This window comes from Streptomyces sp. NPDC107765 (genome assembly GCF_055657085.1).
This window is the reverse complement of sequence record NZ_JBVKBL010000019.1, coordinates 13,835-35,510: the sequence shown is the minus strand read 5'-3', so window position 1 is coordinate 35,510 and position 21,676 is coordinate 13,835. Positions and strand designations below refer to the sequence as shown.

17 protein-coding genes are annotated in these 21,676 nt (G+C 73.0%); 14 read left to right on the top strand and 3 right to left on the bottom strand.

The window, feature by feature from the left end:
• Window positions 1-516: 516 nt before the first annotated feature.
• From ACZ7MX_RS33905 to ACZ7MX_RS33885, 5 genes are all read left to right on the top strand, one after another.
• Window positions 517-1,770: an MFS transporter gene (locus tag ACZ7MX_RS33905; RefSeq protein ID WP_472137976.1), complete on the top strand. Its 1,254-nt coding sequence runs from the start codon at window positions 517-519 to the stop codon at window positions 1,768-1,770.
• Window positions 1,771-1,926: 156 nt separating this feature from the next.
• A complete protein-coding gene (locus tag ACZ7MX_RS33900) occupies window positions 1,927-2,331 on the top strand; it encodes a hypothetical protein (protein ID WP_472137790.1) in 405 nt (134 codons plus the stop codon).
• Window positions 2,321-3,535, top strand: a complete 1,215-nt coding sequence (locus ACZ7MX_RS33895) for an FUSC family protein (protein ID WP_472137788.1) — start codon at window positions 2,321-2,323, stop codon at window positions 3,533-3,535. The genes ACZ7MX_RS33900 and ACZ7MX_RS33895 overlap by 11 nt, the downstream gene beginning before the upstream one ends.
• 72 nt (window positions 3,536-3,607) lie before the next feature.
• Window positions 3,608-3,829, top strand: coding sequence for a hypothetical protein (locus ACZ7MX_RS33890; RefSeq protein WP_472137786.1), 222 nt, complete (start codon window positions 3,608-3,610; stop codon window positions 3,827-3,829).
• Between the two features lie 169 nt (window positions 3,830-3,998).
• The gene (locus ACZ7MX_RS33885) at window positions 3,999-4,241 is read left to right on the top strand and encodes a TraR/DksA family transcriptional regulator (RefSeq protein WP_472137974.1); all 243 of its coding nucleotides are present in this window, start codon (window positions 3,999-4,001) and stop codon (window positions 4,239-4,241) included.
• On the opposite strand, the gene ACZ7MX_RS33880 is transcribed toward ACZ7MX_RS33885, so the two are convergent.
• A complete protein-coding gene (locus tag ACZ7MX_RS33880) occupies window positions 4,221-4,451 on the bottom strand; it encodes a DUF5133 domain-containing protein (protein WP_472137784.1) in 231 nt (76 codons plus the stop codon). The genes ACZ7MX_RS33885 and ACZ7MX_RS33880 overlap by 21 nt on opposite strands.
• A gap of 82 nt (window positions 4,452-4,533) precedes the next feature.
• A complete protein-coding gene (locus ACZ7MX_RS33875) occupies window positions 4,534-5,505 on the bottom strand; it encodes an SDR family NAD(P)-dependent oxidoreductase (RefSeq protein ID WP_472137782.1) in 972 nt (323 codons plus the stop codon).
• Between the two features lie 467 nt (window positions 5,506-5,972).
• On the opposite strand from ACZ7MX_RS33875, the gene ACZ7MX_RS33870 reads away from it, so the two are divergent.
• Together ACZ7MX_RS33870 and ACZ7MX_RS33865 are read left to right on the top strand one after the other, a co-directional pair.
• Window positions 5,973-6,521, top strand: a complete 549-nt coding sequence (locus tag ACZ7MX_RS33870) for a type 1 glutamine amidotransferase domain-containing protein (RefSeq protein WP_472137780.1) — start codon at window positions 5,973-5,975, stop codon at window positions 6,519-6,521.
• Window position 6,522: 1 nt separating this feature from the next.
• On the top strand, window positions 6,523-8,604 hold the full coding sequence (locus tag ACZ7MX_RS33865) for a catalase (protein ID WP_472137778.1): 2,082 nt from the start codon (window positions 6,523-6,525) through the stop codon (window positions 8,602-8,604).
• A gap of 94 nt (window positions 8,605-8,698) precedes the next feature.
• Here the strand turns inward: ACZ7MX_RS33865 and ACZ7MX_RS33860 are convergent, their stop codons facing one another.
• The gene (locus ACZ7MX_RS33860) at window positions 8,699-9,778 is read right to left on the bottom strand and encodes a S1 family peptidase (protein WP_472137777.1); all 1,080 of its coding nucleotides are present in this window, start codon (window positions 9,776-9,778) and stop codon (window positions 8,699-8,701) included.
• 286 nt (window positions 9,779-10,064) lie between these two features.
• Between ACZ7MX_RS33860 and ACZ7MX_RS33855 the strand changes: the two genes are divergently transcribed.
• The 7 genes from ACZ7MX_RS33855 to ACZ7MX_RS33825 all read left to right on the top strand — a co-directional run bounded on the left by ACZ7MX_RS33855 (window position 10,065) and on the right by ACZ7MX_RS33825 (window position 21,627).
• Entirely contained in the window at window positions 10,065-11,747 is a 1,683-nt protein-coding gene (locus ACZ7MX_RS33855) for an alkaline phosphatase family protein (protein WP_472137775.1), read from the top strand.
• Between the two features lie 144 nt (window positions 11,748-11,891).
• Entirely contained in the window at window positions 11,892-13,415 is a 1,524-nt protein-coding gene (locus ACZ7MX_RS33850) for a long-chain-fatty-acid--CoA ligase (RefSeq protein WP_472137773.1), read from the top strand.
• 179 nt (window positions 13,416-13,594) lie between these two features.
• Window positions 13,595-18,052: an aminotransferase class I/II-fold pyridoxal phosphate-dependent enzyme gene (locus ACZ7MX_RS33845; protein ID WP_472137771.1), complete on the top strand. Its 4,458-nt coding sequence runs from the start codon at window positions 13,595-13,597 to the stop codon at window positions 18,050-18,052.
• Between the two features lie 9 nt (window positions 18,053-18,061).
• On the top strand, window positions 18,062-19,330 hold the full coding sequence (locus ACZ7MX_RS33840) for an MFS transporter (protein ID WP_472137769.1): 1,269 nt from the start codon (window positions 18,062-18,064) through the stop codon (window positions 19,328-19,330).
• Complete coding sequence (locus tag ACZ7MX_RS33835; RefSeq protein WP_472137767.1) at window positions 19,327-20,127, top strand: class I SAM-dependent methyltransferase; 801 nt, start codon at window positions 19,327-19,329, stop codon at window positions 20,125-20,127. Before ACZ7MX_RS33840 ends, ACZ7MX_RS33835 begins: the two co-directional genes overlap by 4 nt.
• Before the next feature lie 179 nt (window positions 20,128-20,306).
• On the top strand, window positions 20,307-20,921 hold the full coding sequence (locus ACZ7MX_RS33830; RefSeq protein WP_472137766.1) for a hypothetical protein: 615 nt from the start codon (window positions 20,307-20,309) through the stop codon (window positions 20,919-20,921).
• Window positions 20,896-21,627 carry a Fic family protein gene (locus tag ACZ7MX_RS33825; protein WP_472137764.1) on the top strand — a complete coding sequence of 244 codons (732 nt, stop codon included), beginning with the start codon at window positions 20,896-20,898 and terminating at the stop codon, window positions 21,625-21,627. Before ACZ7MX_RS33830 ends, ACZ7MX_RS33825 begins: the two co-directional genes overlap by 26 nt.
• Window positions 21,628-21,676: the final 49 nt, after the last annotated feature.

The window sequence follows — 21,676 nt, the reverse complement described above, 5'->3', positions numbered from 1 at the left end:
CCTGTGAGCAACCACACTCACGCCCGCCCCGGCCGTCATCTCCCGTGCCGGACAAGGGAGATGACACCGGCCGAGGCCGGTCGCCGGCCGTGCGCGGCCCCGCGGACCCCGCGCCGGCTTCCGGGCGTCCCGGCCGATCTGTGAAGATGTGACATCGCTGGCCCGCAAGGAGTCGTCACGGACGGCCCGGCCTGAGCCCAGCACCGACAGACCTCGGTACGGACGCCGCGCACGCAGTGGTGCGTGCCCCGCGCCCGCCGACCCGCTTCCCGAGCCTGACGGGCTCTTCACAAAGTCTCTGCCGCTGTGCCTTCTCCCGCTCTCGCCCCTGCCCGCATCCCGGCGCAGGCGCCCCCGCCCGAGTCCGCCACCGATTCCGCGCACGCCCGGCCGTACGGCCGCGCGCCGCGCGCCGTGCGCTTCCCCGCACCCCGCCGTGCCCTCGGCGCCGCCAAGGGCCCGACAGGGGGCCGGAAGGGCGACCACGCCCCGTGGCGCTCGCTGCGCTACCGCAGCATGCGCTGGTGGTCGTTCGCCAACCTGGTGTCCAACGCCGGCACCTGGATGCAGCTCACCGTGCAGAACCTCCTGGTCCTGCAGCTGACCGGCTCGGCCGCGGCCACCGGTCTCTCGCTCTCCGTCCAGGCGGGGCCCGGGCTGCTCATGGGCCTGGTGGGCGGCGCCGCCGTCGACCGCTGGCCCCGGAAGGTCACCGCCGCGGTCAGCCAGGCCGTCCTCGGTGCGATCGCCTTCACGACGGCCGCGCTGATCGCGTTCGACCAGCTCAACTACGGCATCCTGCTGGCGCTGGCCGGCGTCACCGGCCTGATCGCCACCGTCGACGGCCCGGCCTGCGCCCTGCTGGGCAACGATCTGGTCCCCACCGAGGACGTTCCGTCGGCCATCGCCGTCGGATCGCTGGTGCACAGTGTCGGACGGCTGGGCGGCACCGCCCTGGCGGGCCTCTCCGTGGGCGTCCTCGGTACCGGAGCCGCCTACGCGGCCAACGGCCTGTCGTTCCTCTTCGTCGCCGCGGTCATCCCCTTCCTGCGCCCGGTGAGCGCGGCACTGCGCCGGCCCGCCGGGACGCCGGACGGCGCGGCCGCCGCCCCCGCCGCACCGGCCGCGGAGCCGGAACCCGAAGCCGGCACCGGCGCCCGCGACGGGCTGGCCTTCTTCCTCCGCAGGCCGCGACTGGTGGCCCTGGCGGCCGTCACCGGCCTGAGCGCCATCTTCGGCCGCAACTACCAGCTGACCCTGGCCGTACTGGTCACCGGCCCGCTGGGCGCCGGCGCGGCCGCCTTCGGCACGGTCTCCACCGTCCTGGCGGTCGGCGGCATCCTCGGCGCGGTGCTCGCCGCCCGCCTCCGCAAACCCACCGTCGCCCTGGTCGGTGCGCTGGCCGCGGCCGGTGCGCTGCTGCAGATCGTCGCGGGCTTCTCCCCGTCCCTGATCGTCCTGCTCGTCCTGGTCCTGCCGATGTCCGTGGTCGAGTCGATCTCCGACACCGCCGGCACCACGGTCCTGCAGACCGACCCGCCGGCCCACATGCGCGGCCGGGTGCTGGGGGTGTGGCGCAGCGCCAGCACGGGCTGGGGCCTGGTCGGCCCGCCGTTGCTCGGCTTCCTCATGGAACTGGCCGGCGCCCGCGGCGCCCTGGTGGCCGGCGGCCTGATCATCGCCGGTGCGGTCGCCGCCGGGGGCCTGCTGCAGTCCCGCCGGCGCGCCGCCACCGGCCCGGCCCCGGCACCCTGCCCCACGGCCGCCTAGCCGTCCGGCCCCCGCGGTGCGGCTGCTCCTGCCGCCGCACCCCCTGGCAGCCCGCGGATCCCCGGCGGGGCGGCCCGGGCACCGTGGCGTCCACCCGCTTCATCTCGGGGCGGACCCGCTCGGGGCGGGCCGACCGGACGGTGGCCCGCCACGCCCGTGGACCGGCCGCTGTTCCCCGTGGGCACCGACGGCTTCCCCGGCCGGGAGGAGCCGGCCCGTTCCCTGGTCCGCCTGCTCGCCCACCCGCACGGCCGCACCCGCCGGCGGCAGATCCGGCACACCGGGCACGCCGTGTGCACCGACCACGCCGCCTTCGCACCGCGGTTGCAGACCGCCGGTCCGACGACCGTCCGGGACCGGAACGCGCTGGTCCGCGCGCTGGGCCCGGCGTGGTCGGTCCCCGCCGTGCGCGGCCTGGTCCGCACGTCCTTCGCCCGGCACCCGCCGCCGCGCCGACCGGGGCGGCGGGACGGGTGCCGCGGCCCGTGCCGGGTACCGGCTTTCGGGAGAGGCTCGAGGTGCGGGACGGACGGCGGAGAGGAGCTTCGGGATGGCCGGTGACCCGGGGGAGCGGACGACGGGACGCGGCCGGGCCGCCCGTACGGCGACGTGGTGGCAGCGGGCCCGGTCCTACGACGGCCACGAACGGCACACGGTGTTGCTCATCGGGAAGAGCACCGTGGCCGCCACCCTCGCCTGGCTGATCTCCTACCACCTCCTGCACGCCCGCTCACCGGCCTTCGCGCCGTTCTCCGCGGTACTGATCATGCAGGTGACGGTGTATCAGTCCCTGCACCAGTCCCTGCGCTACATCGGCGCGGTGGTCGCCGGAGTGGCGGTGCAGGCGGTGCTCGGGTTCGCCGGCGGACCCCAGCTCGCCACGTTCGCCCTGGTCGCGCTGATCGCCCTCACCCTCGGCCGGTGGCCGGCCCTGGGCAGCCAGGGCAACCAGGTCGCCACCGCGGCCTTCTTCGCCTTCGCGACCTACACCTCCGCTACCACGTACCTCGACCGGGCCGCCCAGCTCGGACAGATCGTCCTGCTCGTCCTCATCGGCTGCGCCGTGGGCCTCGCGGTGAACGTCACGCTCGTCCCGCCGATGCGCTACCGCAGCGCCGAATACGCCCTGCGCGCCCTGGCCCGCACCCTCGACGACCTGTTCGCCGACATGCACCCGGTCCTGCGGCAGGGCGGGCTGGACACCGAAGCCACACAGCGGTGGCGCACCCGCGCGGAACAGACCGGAGAGCTGATCGATCAGGCCAGGGCCGGTCTGCGCACCGCGCGGGAGAGCCTCTACTACAACCCGCGCCGGCTGCTGGGCCGCCACCGCGGCCGCACCGGCTTCCAGGGCTACCGGTCGGTGCTGGCGGCCCTGGAGCGCGCACTGCACCACGTCGCCTCGCTCGCGCGCAGCCTGGACCAGTGGCGGGAGGCCGAGGACCACTACCGCTACCGCGACTTCCTGCGCGCCTACGCGGACTTCCTGGCCTCCCTCTCGACGCTCACCCAGCTCCTGAGCGGGCTGGACGAGGACCTGGTGACCGCCCAGGCCCGCGCCCTCGGCGCCGCGGCCGAGCGCGCCCGGGAATGCCGCGATGCGCTCGCCGAGCAGGCCGCGCGGGCCGGACTGCCGCTGGCCGACCCGACCCGTCCCTACGGCGTGCTCGTCATCGAGGCGACCCGTCTGATGCAGGAGTTCTCGTACCTCACCGACGTCATCGGCTCGCTGCCCCGAGTCGCGGGCGAGGGACCGTCGGGGTGAAGTAGGAGGAGGGGCGCGGCCTGCTCGGGGCGCCCCTACGGGCTCGGGGGAGCAGAGGAAAGGGAGACCGAGATGGACCACGCCGGAACCCCTGGGGAACCCCACGACGAGCCGAGCAACCCGCCGCCCGCGGCCGGCCCTCCGCAGCCGCCCCCCGAGCCCGGCGGGGCCCCGCCCGCGACCGGCCGCGACAGGCCCATGAAGCTCACCGAGATGGCTCGGCGCAAGGCGAAGCAGGCCATGGAGAAGCTGAAGCCGCACGAGGGCAAGGGCCACGGCGAACCGCACACCTAGGGGACCTCTCCGCGATGACCGCCCGCCCGCCCGGCACCCGCGAAGGCTCCCGCGCGGAGCTCTCGCCGACCGACCGCGCGGAGGTCAGGGACAGCCTCACCGCGCAGGCCGCCCGGCTGCGCGACGAAGTGGCCGCGGCGGCGAGCACCGCGGCCGGTCTGCGCGCCGACTGCGCGCTGGACGCCGCCGACGCCAGTGCGACGGCCGCCTCGATCGAGCAGCTGCGCACCGGCACCGACGCGCCCGGGTCCGCCTGCGGCAAACCCTCGACGCCCTGGACCGGCTCGCCCGCAGCACGTTCGGGACCTGCACCCGCTGCGGCCGCCCGCTCGGCAGGGACCGGCTGTTGGCCGTACCGCACGCCGAGGTGTGTGTCGACTGCCGCCGGACCTCAGGCCCCGGGCAGCAGTGAGTCGTCCGCCACGCGGGCGCCCGGCAGGCGGTGGTCGGCGGCGATCAGGGCCGCGTCCACATCGCGGGTCCCGGTGGAGATGCACAGCGTGTACGCGAGGTCGTCCATCCGCTGCCGCACGCCTTCGGTGCCGCGGTCCGCGTGCAGCAGCTCCAGCGTCCGGTACTCGTCGGCGATGCCCTGCAGCACTGCGGGGTGGGCCAACAGCATGGTGGTCTCCTTCCGTCGGCCGTCCGGGTCCACGGCTGCTCGTGCCCGTTCGCCGACCGTCCACACCTGGCCCGCCGGAGCCTCAGCCCCGCTGGTTGAAGCGGCCGGCCGCCCGCTCGTTGAGCACGCCCAGCACGCTGCGCAACCGGCGGGCGGGCGGCTGCTCCTCGGCCTCGACCCGGTAGCCCTCCGCCGTACCGGTGCCACCGTCGCGGGGCAGCACCCGGCCCACCGCCGACACCAGCCGGGTGGTGAGCACCGGCGCCACGCCGTGCGCCACGGAGCCCAGTTTGGCCGCCGGGGTGAGCACGATCCGGGGCCGCCGCCGCTGCACCGCGGAGACGATGCGTTCCGCCGCCCGCTCGGCGTTCATCGACAGGACGGGCGCGCCGGCCAGCGCCTGGAACCAGGCGTACTCCCGGCGCCGGTCGCCGCCGAACCGCGCGTGCAGATGCGATCCGGTCCGCATCAGCCCGGGATGCACCCCGGTGACGGTGACCCCGTACGCGGCCTCCTCCGCGTGCAGCCCCTCGGCCAGCGCGGCGACCGCCGACTTGGCGCACGAGTACGGCAGCAGGTGCGGCACCGCCAGCAGGCCGCCGACCGACCCGACGAGCGCCAGCCGGCCGCCCGCCGGACTGCGCCTGAGGTGCGGCAGGGCGGCGAACGCGGTGTTCAGGGCGCCGTGGAAGATGGAGTCCAGAGCGTCCCGGAACCCTTCCACGCCGAGGGCTTCGGCCGGGCCGACCTGGATGATGCCGGCATTGGCGATGACGATGTCCAGCCTGCCGTTGTCCCGCGCGATCTCCGCCAACCGCTCCTGGACCGCGGCGCCGTCGCGCACGTCGCACACCATGCCGCGCACCGCGCCGCCGCCCGGCCGGCCGAGCTTGCCGACCGCCCGGTCCAGTTCGGCCGCGTCCCGTGCCAGCAGCACGACGTCGCAGTCCCGGCGCAGCAGCTGACGGGCCATGAGCAGACCCAGTCCGCGTGAGCCGCCGGTGACCACGGCGGTGAGCCCTTCGATCGAGGGAGCGGCCGGCAACACCCGCATGAGGAGCCTTTCGTCGAGCCCGTTGCCCGTGATGACGAGGGCTCCGGCCGCCCGTCTTTCGTGGCGACGAAGAGCCCTTCCTGGGGCGTGCGTGCGGACGCGGCGGGACCGGCGCATCGCGCGGCGGCCCGTGCGCGTCGCCCCTCCGACGCTACCCGGAGGCGTTGCCGTGCGCATGTGCGCCGGGCGGCGGCCGCGGACCCCCGCCGCCCCGTTTCACCGGCCGCGCCCCGGGCACCCGGCTCAGGGACCGGACGGACCGGCCGTGCGGCATCCGCGAGCCGTTCGGTTACCGCGGGACGCATCCGGCTTAATCGCGGCGGATCCGGCATGGGCGGCCGGGCGCACCGGGAATTCGTCCTGCGCGCGATCCCGGCCTCCGCCGCACCGCGCCCTGTGCCGACGACCGGCGCGACCGCACGCATGACAGCGGCCTCGATACCGCAGCAAGAAAGGAACCACGGCTCATGCAGATTGCATTCCTGGTAGCGCCCGAGGGTGTGGAGCAGGTCGAACTGACCGGCCCCTGGCAGGCGGTTCTGGATTCGGGGGACGTTCCCCACCTGGTGTCCACCAAGTCCGGCCGGATCCAGGCGTTCAACCACCTCGACAAGGCCGACACCTTTCCGGTGGACCGGACGGTGGACGCGGTCGACGTGTCGGAGTACGGCGGCCTGGTCCTGCCCGGTGGCGTCGCCAATCCCGATGCGCTGCGGATGGACAAGAACGCGGTCGCCTTCGTGAAGAGCTTCTTCGACCGGGGCCGGCCGGTGGCGGCCATCTGCCACGCACCCTGGACGCTGATCGAGGCCGATGTGGTGCGGGGACGCACCCTGACGTCCTGGCCCAGTCTGCAGACCGATATCCGCAATGCCGGCGGCACCTGGGTGGACGAACAGGTCAAGGTCTGCACGGCGGGCAACAACACGCTGATCACCAGCCGTAAGCCGGCGGATCTCAAGGCGTTCTGCGCCAGTTTCGTCGCGGAATTCGCCCAGGCGGGAAGGGCGGCCTGAGGTGGCGGACCAGAAACAGGAGCAGCGCCGCGCGCATTTCGCGGACGATCCTGCCGCCGGTCCGCTGACCACCGACCAGGGCGTGACCGTCGACCACACCGACGATTCGCTGCAGGCGGGTGAACGCGGCCCGACGCTGATGGAGGACTTCCACTTCCGGGAGAAGCTCACCCGCTTCGACCACGAGCGGATCCCGGAGCGGGTGGTGCACGCCCGGGGCGCCGGCGCCTACGGCTACTTCCAGCCGTACGAGTCCTGCGCGGAGTTCACCCGGGCCGCCTTCCTCCAGGACCCGGGCGTGCAGACACCGGTGTTCGTGCGGTTCTCCACGGTCCAGGGCCCGCGCGGTTCGGCGGACACCGTGCGGGACGTCCGTGGATTCGCCACGAAGTTCTACACCTCGGAAGGCAATTACGACCTGGTCGGCAACAACATGCCGGTCTTCTTCATCCAGGACGGCATCAAGTTCCCGGACTTCGTGCACGCGGTGAAGATGGAGCCGCACAACGAGATCCCCACCGGGGCGTCCGCGCACGACACCCTGTGGGATTTCGTCTCGCTCCAGCCCGAAACCCTCCACATGATGATGTGGCTGATGTCGGACCGGGCCATTCCGCGCAGTTACCGGATGATGCAGGGCTTCGGCGTACACACCTTCCGCTTCGTGAACGCGGCCGGCAAGGGCACGTTCGTGAAATTCCACTGGAAGCCCAAGCTCGGGGTGCACTCGCTGGTCTGGGACGAGGCCCAGGAAACGATGGGCCGCGACCCGGACTTCAACCGCCGCGACCTCTGGGACATGATCGAGGCCGGGGAATACCCGGAATACGAACTCGGCGTCCAGCTCGTACCGGAGGAGGACGAGCACTCCTTCGACTTCGATCTCCTCGACGCCACCAAAATCATTCCCGAAGAGCTGGTGCCGGTACGGCCCATCGGCCGGATGGTGCTCAACCGCAACCCGGACAACTTCTTCGCGGAGACCGAACAGGTCGCCTTCCACACCGCGAACGTCGTGCCCGGCATCGACTTCACCAACGACCCGCTGCTCCAGGCCCGGAACTTCTCGTACCTCGACACCCAGCTCATCCGGCTGGGCGGGCCCAACTTCCCCCAGCTGCCGGTCAACCGGCCGCTCGCGCCGGTCCGCAACAACCAGCGCGACGGCTACCACCAGAGCCGGATCCACCAGGGCACCAGCTACTCGCCGAACTCCCTCGGCGGCGGCTGCCCGGCCCTCGCCGGCGCCGACGAATCCGCCTTCCGGCACCTGACGGAGCGGGTCGACGGGCGGAAGATCCGTAAGCGGAGCCCCAGCTTCACCGACCACTACACCCAGGCGGCGCTGTTCTGGCACAGCATGGCCGATTGGGAACAGCAGCACATCATCGACGCGTTCCGCTTCGAACTGGGCAAGGTCAACGCCAAGGAGGTCCGCGAGCGCACCGTCGGAGAGCTGGCGCACATCGACCACACCCTGGCCTCCAAGGTCGCCGAGGGCCTCGGCCTCCCCGCCCCGGAGGCCATCGACACCCCGCGGCCCACCCCGTCCCCCGCGCTGAGCCTCGAGAACCTCAAGGGCGACGGATCCATCCGCAGCCGCCAGATCGCGGTCCTGGTCAGGGACGGCGTGGACGCGCGGCAGGTCGGCGGACTGAAGCAGGCGTGGGGGGAGCAGGGCGCCTTCGTCGAGGCCCTGGCGCCCCAGGACGGGGAGGTCTCCGGCGCCTCCGGCAGCCTCTCGGCGGACCGCGCCCTGCCGACCGTGGCCTCCGTGCTCTACGACGCGGTGGTGCTGCCCGACGGCGGCCTCGGGGCCGGCGACACCGCGGCCGACGGCGCCGCCCGCCGCTTCGTGCTCGACGCCTACCGGCACGGCAAGGCCATCGGCGCCCTGGGCTCCGGGATCGAGGTGCTGAGGAAACTGCTGCCGGACCAGGTGCGCACCGCCTCCGGGGGTGCGGAACCGGTGAGCGACCAGGGCGTGGTGACCGCCGCCGCGAACGGCGACGCCTTCGCCCGGGCCTTCGCGGAGGCCACCGCCGCCCACCGGCACCGCAACCGCCCGCCGGCGAAGATCTGAGCCGGCACCGGGAGATCGGCTCGGCTCCGCGTCCCGGCGGCCACCCCGGCTCCCCGTCCCGGCGGCCGCCGTCGGCCGCCGGGACAATGCCGCGTCAGCCGATCCGTGCCCCCGTCTTCGCCAGGGCCTCGGTCACCGGCTGGTAGAGGCTCACCCCGCCCGCGGCGCAGCTGCCGCGGCCGCCGGAGGTCAGGCCGAGCGCGGTGTCCCCCTCGAAGAGCGGACCGCCGCTGTCGCCGGTCTCCGCACAGACCGAGGTCTGGATCAGTCCCTCGACGGTCCCCTCCTGGTAGTTGGCCGTCACATTGAGCGCGGTGACCTCCCCGTCGTGCACATGGCTCGTGCTGCCGCTGCGCTGCACCTTCTGGCCCACGATCGGGTCGGCGGCCCGGACGATGTGCTGCGCCCCGCCGCTGTAGAGGTTCACCTCGCTCGGGTGCGCGACCTCCGCGGCGGTGTACCGCGCGATCCCGAAATCGTCACCGGGGAAGCTCCCCGCCTCCGACATCGCGATCGGGGGGCCTTGCTGGGTGGCGGACCAGCTCGGCACCGCGTGCGTGCAGTGGCCGGCCGTCAGGAAGTACGGCTGCCCGCCCTTGACGACGTTGAAGCCGAGCGAACAGCGCGCGGCGGCGCCCCAGACGGCGTCCCCGCCGGCGATCAGCGGCTCGATGGTGTCCGGCGACAGCTGGATCACCGCCCGGTCGCCGAGCGAGCCGGCGACCGCCTTGAGCCGCTCCAGATCCTCCCCCCGGACGGTGCGGTCGGCGGTGACGACCACCTTGTTGATCTTCGGGTCCATGGCCCAGGAGGTCCCGGGGATCGAGGCGTGCTCCTTGAGGGTCGCCCGGGCCGCGTCCAGCGACGCCAGGGAGTGCTTGACGATCCTCGCCTCGGCGCCGGCCGCCCGGGCCTTGCCGGCCGCCTCCTCGGTGGTCACGTTCACCACCAGCTTGTGGTGATCGGGGTCGTAGTAGGAACCCGCGCCGGCCGCACCGAGCGAGGAGCTGATGGCCACCGCCCGTTCGGCGGCGGCGATGGCCGACGGGGGCCCGGGGGCCCGGACGGTGTGCGCCTGGGCGCTCTGCAGGGCGAGCAGGGGAGCGATGGCCAGGGTCACCACACCGGCGCCGGCGAGGACGGAACGAGGCGTGGGTACGCGCGGATGCTTCAACACAAAACCTCTCGCTGGGGAGCGGGCCAGCAGCGGGTCTCCGTCATGCGCACGCCTCAAGGGCTACTGGCGCCACGGGCGGGGCCGAAGGCCGGGCGAGGCGGCGCGGGGTGTCTACTCTCCCTGCCCGTGCGCCACCCCGGCCGCCCACACTTCTCCAGGAATCACCTGTACGGACGGGTGAACGGGCCGCGCCGCCGGGCCGTACAGACGGACAACGACGCCCCGGCCGCCGGCCGGCCGGACCGTCGCCACATCAGTCCGCCTCGTACGGAAGGACCTTCGGGTGCCGCTCATCACGCAGCTGCGTCAGCTCCTGGCCAGGGGGACGAACCGGCGCCGGAGGCGGGCCGTCACCTCCGTCCTCGCCGCCGTGCTCGTGTTCGGCGCGCTCGTCCTGCCGGACGACCTGATCCGCCTGACGCCCGGCGCGTTCGTCCGGATCCCGGTGGAGGGGATCGCCGGGGCGGCGCTGCTGCTCCTGCTGCCGCCGAGGCCGCGCCGGGTCGTCGCGGTGCTCGCCGGGGCGGGCCTGGGCCTGATGACCCTGCTCGACCTCCTCAACATGGGCTTTCGCGCCGTGCTGGTCAGGCCGTTCGACCCGGTGCTGGACTGGGGGCTGTTCGGCGACGCCGCGTCGTTCCTCGACGACTCGGCCGGCCGGACGGGTGCGGTCGCCGCCGTCGTCGGGGCCGTGCTCGTCGCGCTGGCCCTGCCCGTGCTCATGGCGCTGGCCGTGCTCCGGCTGAGCCACGTCCTGGCCCGGCACAGCTCCCTGGCGACCCGCGGCACCCTCGTCCTCGGGACCGCCTGGCTCGTCAGCGCCGCGCTCGGCCTCCAGCTCGCCGGGGCGCCGCTCGCCGCCCGCACCACCGCCGATCAGGTCGACGCCCGGGCCCAGCAGGTGCGCACGAGCCTTGCGGACGAGCGGGTCTTCGCCGCGGAGGCGGCCGGCGACCGCTTCGCGAGCACACCGCCCGACCGGCTGCTGAACGGACTGCGCGGCAAGGACGTCATCTTCACCTTCATCGAGAGCTACGGCCGCACCGCGATCGACGACCCGGTGATAGGCCCCGGCGTCGACAAGGTGCTCGCGGACGGGACCGAGCAGTTGCGGCGGGCCGGCTTCACCGCCCGGAGCGGCTGGCTCACCTCCTCGACGGCGGGCGGCGGCAGCTGGCTGGCGCACTCCACCTTCCTGTCCGGCCTGTGGATCAACAACCAGCAGCGCTACCGCACCGTCACCTCCAGCGACCGGCTCAGCCTGACCCGCGCCTTCCGGCGGACCGGCGCCTGGCGGACCGTCGGCATCATGCCGGGCGTCAGCCGGTCCTGGCCGGAGGCCCGCTTCCACGGCCTCGACACCGTCTACGACTCCCGCACCCTCGGCTACCGCGGCCCGAACTTCAGCTGGTCGCGGATGCCGGACCAGTACAGCCTGTCCGCCTTCGAGCGGCTGCAGCACGGCAAGCGGGGCGGCAAGCCGTTGATGTCGGAGATCATCCTGACCTCCAGCCACAACCCGTGGGCGCCGCTGCCGAAGATGCTCGGCTGGGGCCGGGTCGGCGACGGCTCGGTCTACCGGGCCGTCAGGGCGGCCGGCAAGGACCCCAAGGACGTGTGGCAGGACGCCGCCCGGGTCCGCACCGAGTACGGCCGGGCCATCCAGTACTCGCTGCACAGCCTGCTCTCGTACGTAGAGAAGTACGGCCGGAAGAACACCGTGCTGGTCTTCCTCGGCGACCACCAGCCGGTCCCCACCGTCACCGGCCAGCACGCCGGCCGGGACGTACCGGTGGCGATCGTCGCCCACGACCCGGCCGTGCTGCGCCGGATCTCCGACTGGGGCTGGCAGCCCGGCCTCCGGCCCGGCCCCAGGACGCCGGTCTGGCGGATGGACGCCTTCCGCGACCGCTTCCTGACCGCCTACGGGCCCCGGTCCGGCTCCGCACACCAGGCGCGCAAGTGACCCGCGCCCGCCCCCGGAGCGACCGCCAACCCCCGGCGAAATCCACCGCATTCGCCCTGTTGAGCATCGCTAAGCCGCTGCCTATGCTCGGCACGCACCGACGCACACCACGTGGAGTCGGGCCGCACCCCGCCAGGAGCCCGAATGAGCTTCAACCTCGCCATCGCTCTTCGTGAATCCCGCCGGAACCACCCGGACAAACCCCTGTGCCACCACGGCACACGGACCGTCAGCTACGCCGGGGCCGACGAGACCTCCGGCCGGATCGCCGCGACCCTGCGCGCGCTGGGCCTGCAACGCGGTGACGCGGTCGCCGTCCATCTGCCCAACGTGCCGGAGTTCCTGTTCGCCTACTTCGGCATCCTCAAGGCCGGCCTGGTCATGGTCCCGCTCAACCCCCTGCTCCGGACCCCCGAGATCGCCTACCACCTCACGGACTCCGGGGCCCGGCTGCTCCTCACGCACGAGGAGTTCGCCGACGAGGCGGTCAAGGGCGCCGAACTCGCCGACGGGGTACCGGTGTACGTCGTCCCCGGGCCCGGCAGCGCGCGGCGGATCGCCGGCACCCGGCCCTACGACGAGCTCACCACCGTCGACGACACCGGCGAGATCGAGCCGGCCGACGCCGACGACACCGCCGTCCTGCTCTACACCAGCGGCACCACCGGCCGCCCCAAGGGCGCCGAGCTCACCCACTTCCAGCTCTACATGAACTGCACCGTCACCGGCGAGCTGTTCGGCTGCCGCCCCGACGACATCGCCCTCGCGGTGCTGCCGCTCTTCCACGTCTTCGGCCTCTCCGGCGTCCTCAACCTGGCCGTGCGGTACGGCGGGACGCTCGCGCTGGTCCCGAGGTTCGAGACCGGTGCGGTCCTCGACGCGCTCGAACGGCACCGCTGCACGATCTTCGCCGGTGTCCCCACCATGTACACGGCCCTCCTCCAGGCCGACACCTCCGACCGGGACCTGACCGCGCTGCGCGTGGGGGCCTGCGGCGGCGCGCCGATGCCGGGCGAGACCATCCGGGCCTTCGAGGAGAAGTTCCCCGGCGTGGCGGTCCTGGAGGGCTACGGCCTGTCCGAGACAGCCAGCACCGCCACCTTCAACATCAGTGTCGAGCAGCGCAAGGTGCTCTCCATCGGCAAGCCGATCTGGGGCGTGGAGGTGCGGATCGCCGACGACACCGGCGCCGCCCTGCCGCCCGGCCCCGACCACGTGGGCGAGATCCTGATCCGCGGCCACAACGTCATGAAGGGCTACTTCCGGCGTCCCGAGGAGACCGCCGAGGCGCTGCGCGACGGCTGGCTGCACACCGGGGACCTCGGCTACCGGGACGACGACGGCTACTTCTTCGTCGTCGACCGCAAGAAGGACCTGATCATCCGCGGCGGCTACAACGTCTATCCGCGCGAGGTCGAGGAGGTCCTGTACGCCCACCCGGCCGTCGCCGAGGCCGCGGTCATCGGCCGCCCCGACGACCGGCTCGGCGAGGAGGTCGTCGCCGTCGTTGCGCTGCGCCGCGGTTCGCACACCACTTCCGAGGAACTCACCGCCCACTGCCGGCAACAGCTTGCCGCGTACAAGTACCCCCGGGAGATCCGGCTCGTCGACGCGCTGCCCAAGGGGCCCACCGGCAAGATCCTCAAGAAGGAGCTGCGCGCCCGGTGACGTGACCGTCGGCCCCTCTCTGTCATGCGCCCTTGGCATATGCCAAGGGCGCATGCCGTCATGCATATACAGAAAAGCGGACATAGTATCAAAAAGCGTCCAGGTTGACCGCGGAGGACGGTGGGCGTCCGTCCGGTCACGGGAGGAGGCGGTTCGCTTTGAGCCGCATACACCGCCTGATGACCACGTATGTCATCTTGGTGATCCCGCCCACCGTGGTCTATTTGACGGTGCCCGCCGCCCACACGTACACCTGGGCCGCCATCATCCTCGGCAACGTCTGGGCCATCATCGCCGGCATCCGCAGGCACCGGCCGGCCCACGCCTGGCCCTGGCTGCTGCTCGCCGCCGCGAACCTGGCCTTCATGGCCGGCGACACCACGTACAACGTGCTCAACACCTTCCTGCACGAGGACAACCCGTTCCCCTCCCTCGCCGACGTCTTCTACCTGGCGACCTACCCCCTGTTCGCCGCCGGGCTGCTGGGCTTCATCCGCTACCGCCGGACCGGCCGCGACGTGGCGAGCCTGCTGGACGCGATGATCCTCACCTCCGGGCTGGCCCTGCTCTCGTGGAACTACCTGATCAACCCGTACACCACGGCCCCCGACATGACGTGGGTGCAGCGGATGATCTCGATCGCCTATCCACTGGGTGACGTGCTGATGCTGGCGATGCTGGCCCGGCTGCTGACACCCGGCTCCGCACGGACCCGGGCCGTCCAGTTCCTCACCCTCGGCACCTTCGGCATCCTCTTCTCCGACGTCCTGTACGGGCTCCTCCAGCTCAAAGGGGTCTGGCAGGTCGGCACGCCGATGGACCTGGGCTGGGTGGTCTTCTTCACCGCCTGGGGACTGGCCGCACTGCACCCGTCGATGGTGGAACTGACCGAGCGCACCCCCGTACGCCAGGCGGGCATCCACCCCCGGCGGCTCGCCGTGCTCGCGCTGGCCTCGCTCGTCGCGCCCGTACTGCTCATCCAGGAGGCCGTCCGTGGCGACCTGCACGACGTGCCCGTGATCGCGGTCTTCTCGGCCGTGCTCTTCCTGCTCGTGTTCGCCCGGCTGTCGGGCCTGGTCGTGGTGCACCTGATGGCCGTGACCCGGGAACGCGGCCTGCGGGTGGCGGCCGCCGCGCTGGTGTCCACGTCCGGCGTCGAGGAGATCGCCCAGTCGATCCGCCGGGCGGCCGGACCGCTCTTCGGCCCCGGGGTGGGCCACGAGGTCGCCCTGCTGACCCGCGCCCCCGGCGAGTCCCGGCTGCACACCGTGCCCACCACCGCACAGCCGCACACCTGGACCGTCGACTGGCAGGACGAGGCGGCCGACGCCTGGCGCCCCCGGCTCCTGGCCCGCGAGACGCAGATCGTGCACGTCGCCGACCTCGGTCCCCAGGCCGCCGCGGAACTCGCCCCGTTGCCCAGCGCGCTGCTCTGCCCACTGGCCGTCAGCAACGGGCCCGCCGGGGACTCCCTGATCGGCGCCCTGATCGTCGCCGGCACCGAGAAGAGCCTGGCCGAACGGTGGGGCTCCTTCGAGACCCTCGCCGCGCAGGCGGCCCTGGCGCTGGAGCGCGTCGCGCTCGGCCAGGAGATCAACCGGCGCAACAGCGAGGCGTACTTCCGCACCCTGGTGCACAACACCTCGGACGTCATCCTCATCCTCGACGACGACAACACCATCCGCTACGCCAGCCCCTCCGCGGAGGGCATGTTCGGAAGCGCCTCGCTCAACGGAGTGCGCCTCGCCGAGCTCATGACCGAACAGGACGGCGAACGCGCCCTGCGCGCCCTGGCCCGGATGCGCGACGGCGACTGCCAGGACAGCCGCGACGACTGGCAGGTCCTACGCCGCGACGGCGCGCGCATCGACGTCGAGGCCCGGTGCAGCAACCTGCGGCACGACCAGACCGTCCACGGCCTGGTCCTGACCCTCCGGGACGTGACCGAGCAGCGCAAACTCGAACGCGAACTCACCCACCGGGCCTTCCACGACGCCCTCACCGGCCTGCCCAACCGGCTGCTCCTCCTGGAGCGGATCGAGCGCGCCCTGCTGCGCGGCCGCCGCGACGGCACCGTCCCCTGCGTCCTCTTCATCGACCTCGACGACTTCAAGGTCGTCAACGACACCAGCGGCCACTCCGTGGGCGACGCACTGCTGATCGCGGTGGCACGACGGCTGACCGGAACGATGCGGGCCAGCGACACCGCGGCGCGCCTGGGCGGTGACGAGTTCGGGGTGCTCATGGAAGGCGTGCGCGAGCCCGCCGACGCCGAAGCGCTCGGCGAACAGGTCGTACAGAACCTCAACCAGCCCTTCCGGCTCTCCGCACAGATGGTCAGCACCTCCGCCAGCGTGGGCATCGCCACCGCCCTGGACAGCGCCGACGCCGAGGAGTTGCTCGGCCACGCCGACCTGGCCCTGTACGCGGCGAAAACGGCCGGCAAGCGGCAGTGGCGCCGCTACCAGGCGGGGCTGCACACCGGCATGCTCGAACGGCACGAACTCCGGTCCCGGCTGGAGGGCGCGCTGGACGCGGAGGCGTTCGACGTCCGTTACCAGCCCATCGTGGAGATCGCGACCGGCGCGCTCGCCGGCTTCGAGGCGCTGGCCCGCTGGCCGCACGCCCGGCGCGGCTCGGTGACGCCCCATCAGTTCATCGCGCTCGCCGAGGAGACCGGGCACATCATGCCGCTCGGCGCCTGGGTGCTCCAGCAGGCAACCGCCCACCTCGCCCGCTGGCAGCGCGAACTGCCCCGGCCGGACCCGCTGCACATCAACGTGAACGTCTCCGCCCGGCAGTTCCGCGACCCCGGCTTCCTCGACGAGGTCCGGGCCGTCCTCGACGCCACCGGAGTGGCCCACGGCTCCCTCGTACTGGAGCTGACCGAGACCGTCCTGATGCATTCCGACGAGCAGATCCGCGCGGTGATGAGGGAGCTGAAGGATCTCGGCGTGCGCATGGCGATCGACGACTTCGGCACCGGCTTCTCCTCGCTCAGCTATCTCCGGGAATTCCCCATCGACCTGCTGAAGGTCGACAAATCGTTCATCGACGACATCGGTGTCGACACCCAACAAGTCGCCCTGGTCGAGGGTATTGTGCGCATCGCCGACACCCTCGGCCTGCAGGTCATCGCCGAAGGCATCGAAGAGGACGTGCAACGGGACCGACTCCTGGCCATGGGGTGCCGGTTCGGGCAGGGCTATCTGTTCGCCCGCCCGATGACGGTGGACCAGGCGGAAGAGCTGCTGCGGAGCACGGCCGAGCGCCGGGTCCCGTCCCTGGCCGGCAGCGCGGCGACCAGCCCGGTATCCCGCCGGACCACCGCACCCTCAGACCCACAGCGCACCGGTACCCGCCGGTCCGGGGCGGAGGAGGATCACGTGCACAAGGCACTGAGGACAACCGGCGGAGCACGACGCGATCCGCGGTGGGGCGAGCTCGAACGCCTGCGGCAGACCAACCCCATGTGCGACGCGGTCATCGACGAGGTGGACGGCCGGCACCTGCGCAGCGGCGACCACTGGCTCATCGACTTCGCCTCCTGCAACTACCTGGGCTTCGACCTCGACCCCGAGATCATGGCCGCCATCGAACCGCAGGTCCGGCGCTGGGGCACCCACCCCAGCTGGTCACGGCTGATCGGCAACCCCCGGCTCTACCCCGACATCGAGGACCGGCTCACCGCACTGCTCCACGCCCAGGACAGCCTGCTGCTCCCGACCATCACCCTCATCCACGCCTCCGTGATACCGGTGCTCAGCGGCGAGGGACACATCTTCGTCGAGGCCCGCGCCCACCGCACGGTCTACGACGGCTGCCTGGTGGCCCGGGGCCAGGGCGCCACCGTGCAGCGCTTCCACGCCGACCGGCCCGACGAACTGGAGGTCCTGCTGCGCTCGGCGCCGCGCGGAGCGTCCCGCCTGGTGTGCCTGGACGGCGTCGACAGCATGACCGGCAACCTTCCCGACCTGCCCCTGCTCGCGGGCATCTGCCGGCAGCGGGACGCCCTGCTCTACATCGACGACGCGCACGGATTCGGCGTCATCGGCGAGCGCGGCGCCGGCGAGACCTCCCCGTACGGCAGCCGCGGCAACTGCATCGTGCGCCACCTCGGCGAGACCTACGAGGGCATCGTCCTGGTCGGCGGCTTCTCCAAGGCGTACTCCTCGCTGCTGGCCTTCCTGGCCCTGCCGACGTGGCTGAAGAACCACCTCAAGGTCGCCGCCACGCCGTACCTGTACTCCGGGCCGTCCCCCACGGCGTCGCTCGCCACCGCGCTCGCCGGCCTCGACGTCAACGACCGGCGCGGGGACACCGTCCGCGCCGCCCTGCACCGCAAGACCGCCCGCATCCTGGACCACCTCTACCTGCTGGGCATCGAGACCCCCAACGAAAGCGGACTGCCCATCATCGAGCTCCCGCTCGCCCGCGACTCCGACCTGGACGACGTCGGCCGGTTCATGTGGGACCGCGGCATCTACGTGACGCTGGCGGCGTACCCCCTCGTCCCGCGCAACCGGGTGGGCATCCGCATCCAGGTCACCGCCGCGAACACCGACGACGACATCGGCCGGCTCAACGAGACGATCTCCGCCCTGGCCGAGCGGTTCGCACTCCGGCAGAGGACCTGAATGCGCGTCATGGAGGATGCGGGCCGGGCCCGCCGGGTACGGCTGCTCACCCCGCTCGCCCATCGCGACTTCCGGGTCCTGTGGATCGGGATGAGCATCTCGCTGGTGGGCGACGGGGTGCTGCTCGTCGCCCTGGCCTGGCAGGTCTACACACTGTCCGGCTCGCCCGGCGCGATGTCCGCGGTCGGCGTGGCACGGGCCGTCCCCCAGGTCGCCCTGGTGCTGCTCGGGGGCGTGGTCAGCGACCGCTTCGACCGCCGGCGCACCATGCTGATCAGCGACCTCGTCCGCTTCGTCTGCCTGCTCACGCTGGCCGTCCTGGCCCTCGGCGGCGCCCTGGAGCTGTGGCAGCTGATCGTCGTGGTCATGGTGTACGGCGGCGCCGCCGGATTCTTCCCCCCGGCGTACGACGCCGTCGTGCCGACCCTCGTCCTGAAGTCCGAACTCGTCCAGGCCAACGCCCTCGACCAGTTCGTCCGCCCGGCCGCCGTCCAGATCGGCGGTACCGCGCTGGGCGGCATCCTGGTCGCCGGCATCGGCACCGGCGGGGCGTTCGCGTTCGACGCGCTCACCTTCGCCGTGTCCGTCGGCTGCCTGCTGTGCATCCGCCCCAAGCCGCCACCGGCCGGCGCCCGCGGATCGCTCTGGGCCGACCTGCTCAGCGGTCTGGCGTACGTCCGGGCCAACAGCTGGCTCTGGGCCACCTTCGTCTCCGCCACCTTCGCCTACCTGCTCTTCCTCGGCCCGGCCGAGGTGCTGCTGCCCTACCTGGTCAAGAACGGGCTGCACGGCTCCGCCGCGGACCTGGGCGTGGTGCTCACCTGCGGCGGACTGGCGTCCGTACTGGTCGCCCTGGCCGTCGGCCAGACCGGGGTGCCGAGCAGGTTCATCACCTTCGTGTACGTCTCCTGGACGCTGGCCACGCTCGCCGTCGCCGGGTACGGCCTGGCCGCCCACTCCTGGCAGCTGGCGGTCGCCTGCGCCGCCGTCAACGGCTTCGAGACCGCCGGCCTGGTCGCCTGGGCCACCGCGAAGCAGCGGCTCGTACCGGGCGCCCTGCTCGGCCGGGTCTCCAGCGTCGAATGGTTCGTGTCGATCTCCCTGCTGCCGCTGTCCTACGCCCTGGCCGCGCCGGTCGCGGCCGCCGCCGGCGTCCGGGCGACCCTCATCGGCGCCGGCGTCCTCGGAGCCGTCGTCACCTTGGTCTTCCTCTACGTGCCGGGCGTACGCTCGGTGGACCGGGGCAGTGCGCCCCGCACCGCGAAAGAGGGCACATGACAGAGCCCGCCGAGCACCCGCCGGGTCCGGTCCGCAACGACGACGCCGACTGGGACCACTGGCCGGTCCAGGACTACCTCGCGGAGAACTACCGCGAGATCCACCCCTGCGACGCGGCCGTCATCCGGCACCACTCCGCCTTCTACCGCCGGTTCGCGCCCGGCAGCATCGCCCGCTCCCTGGAATTCGGCGCGGGCCCCAACCTCTACCCGCTGATGCTGGCCGGCGCCGCCAGCCGGCAGGTGGACGCGGTCGAGCGCAGCGCCGCCAACGTCGCCTACCTGACCGGCCAGCTCAGCCACGGCCCCGACGAGAGCTGGCAGGCCTTCTACGCCTTCTGCCGCGAGCTGGACCCCGCACTGCCCCCGACCGCCACCGAGGCCCTGGCCCGGGTGCGCGTGCTGCACGACGACGTCCGGACCCTGCCGGCCGGTACCTACGAACTGGCGTCGATGAACTTCGTGGCCGAGAGCATCACCGAGGACTTCGAGGAATTCGCGCAGCTCTGCCGCACCTACCTCGCCACCGTGCGCCCGGGCGGCCACCTCGTCGCCTCCTTCATGGAGAACATGCCGACCTACCGCATCGGCACCGCCCCCGCATGGCCCGGCTGCCCGGTCGACGCCACCGTCCTCCGCGAGGTCTTCGGCCCGCACACCGACGAGCTGACCCTCACCCACGTGGGCCCCGACCCCACCCGCCCCGACTACGGTGACACCGGCATGGTGCTGCTCCGCGCCCGCACCGTCGCACCGGCCGGAAAAGCGGAGGCGGGCATGCGGGACGACCGGGCATAATCGGTCAACTGTCCTGATCCCGGCCCCTGGAGCCCACCACGTTCGCCGAGCCGCCCGAGCCGTACTCCCCGCAGCGCCCGCTGACCTGGGACGAACTCGACCCGCAGCGCCACCCGTTCACCTTCGACGCGGCGGAAGAGGCCGCTGTCACTGCCCTGATCAAGGAGTGGGTCCCGCCCGTGCTGTCCGGGATGGACGGGTGGTGGCAGGGGGAGCGCTGGTGCGAGCGCCATATCCACCGGATCTTCCTGGAGCGCTACGGCCTCTGGGCCCGGGAGTGGAACTGGACCGTCGGCATGGCCGGGGGAGTGGTCGGCAGCTGGTGCTGCGGCCCCGCCTCGGTGAGCACCCCCGACGAGACCGCCGCCCGGGCCGTCGCCGCTCTCCTGGAGTGGCGGGACTGGCTGGAGGAACTCGCCGCCTGCTTCGCGGACTTGGCCCCGCCCCCTGGTGCGACCCCGGAGCAGCGCAGTTGGCACCTGGAACGGGCGGCGGTGCGGCTGGTGACCCGGGTACTGGACCGCACCGGCGCGGAGAGCGGCTGGTACGGCCAGTGCGCGCTGGCGCTGGAGTGGTTCCTGACCTCGACCGGGATGGACCCGGCGGCGGCCGGTGCGGCGGTGCACACCGCCATCGGCGGGCGGTTCAGGAGCTGGGCAGCGCCCGGCCCGACGGTCATCGACTCGGTCGGCGAGGACCTGGCCGTCGGCCTGACCGGCCGGCAGCCCTACCGCGACCACCGCGAACACGACCACCTGGAGGAGTTCCATGACCGCCGGTACACCCGCCACTGACGCCGGGCCGCCCACCCCGGCCGGCGACGCGACGGCCGCCTGGCACCGGGCCAGGGCGCGGGTCGACTGGGCGCACACCGGCGCGTACGAGGTCACCGGCCCGGTCGTCCCGGCCACGGACGGCTTCACCGCCTGGTGCGAGGGCCCGGTCCGCCGCCGCGACCCGGTCCGCGCCGGGCGGTTGCGGTCCGCCCACGCGCTGGCCCGCGCGGACGCGGCGCGCCGCGCCCCGCTCACCTTCGGCCTGCTGGCCGGCTGGCAGCGGCTGGTCCTCGGCACCCCCGACGCACCCTTCCGGACCGGCGACGCCTACGCGAAGAACGGCCGCGAACGCTACCCGCTGACCCCGCACACCCGCGCGGACTTCGCCCGCTGCCTGCGCGAGGGCGACGAGACGGGCGTGCCGCTGCCTGCCCGCGCCGCCCGGACCTTCCTCGACGTGGCCTTCCACCACCCCTTCCCGGACGGCAACGGCCGGGCCGCGCTGCTCGCCCTCACCTTCGTCCTGGCCCGCGAAGGCGTCGCCCTGGACGAGGTGGGCCCCCTCCAGACCACCCGCTACGCCGACGACCCCGACGGCGCCGCCGACCTCGCCGTACTCGTGGGGATCCTGCTCCGGGCGACCGAGCGCCGCGCGGCCCGCCCCCGGATCCGGCCCGACAGCCACCGCGTCCCCACGAAAACCGCTGCCGTGAGCACCAGATAACCCAGCTCCAGGACCGCGGCATGCGCCGGGGCGACGCTCGCCGACCAGC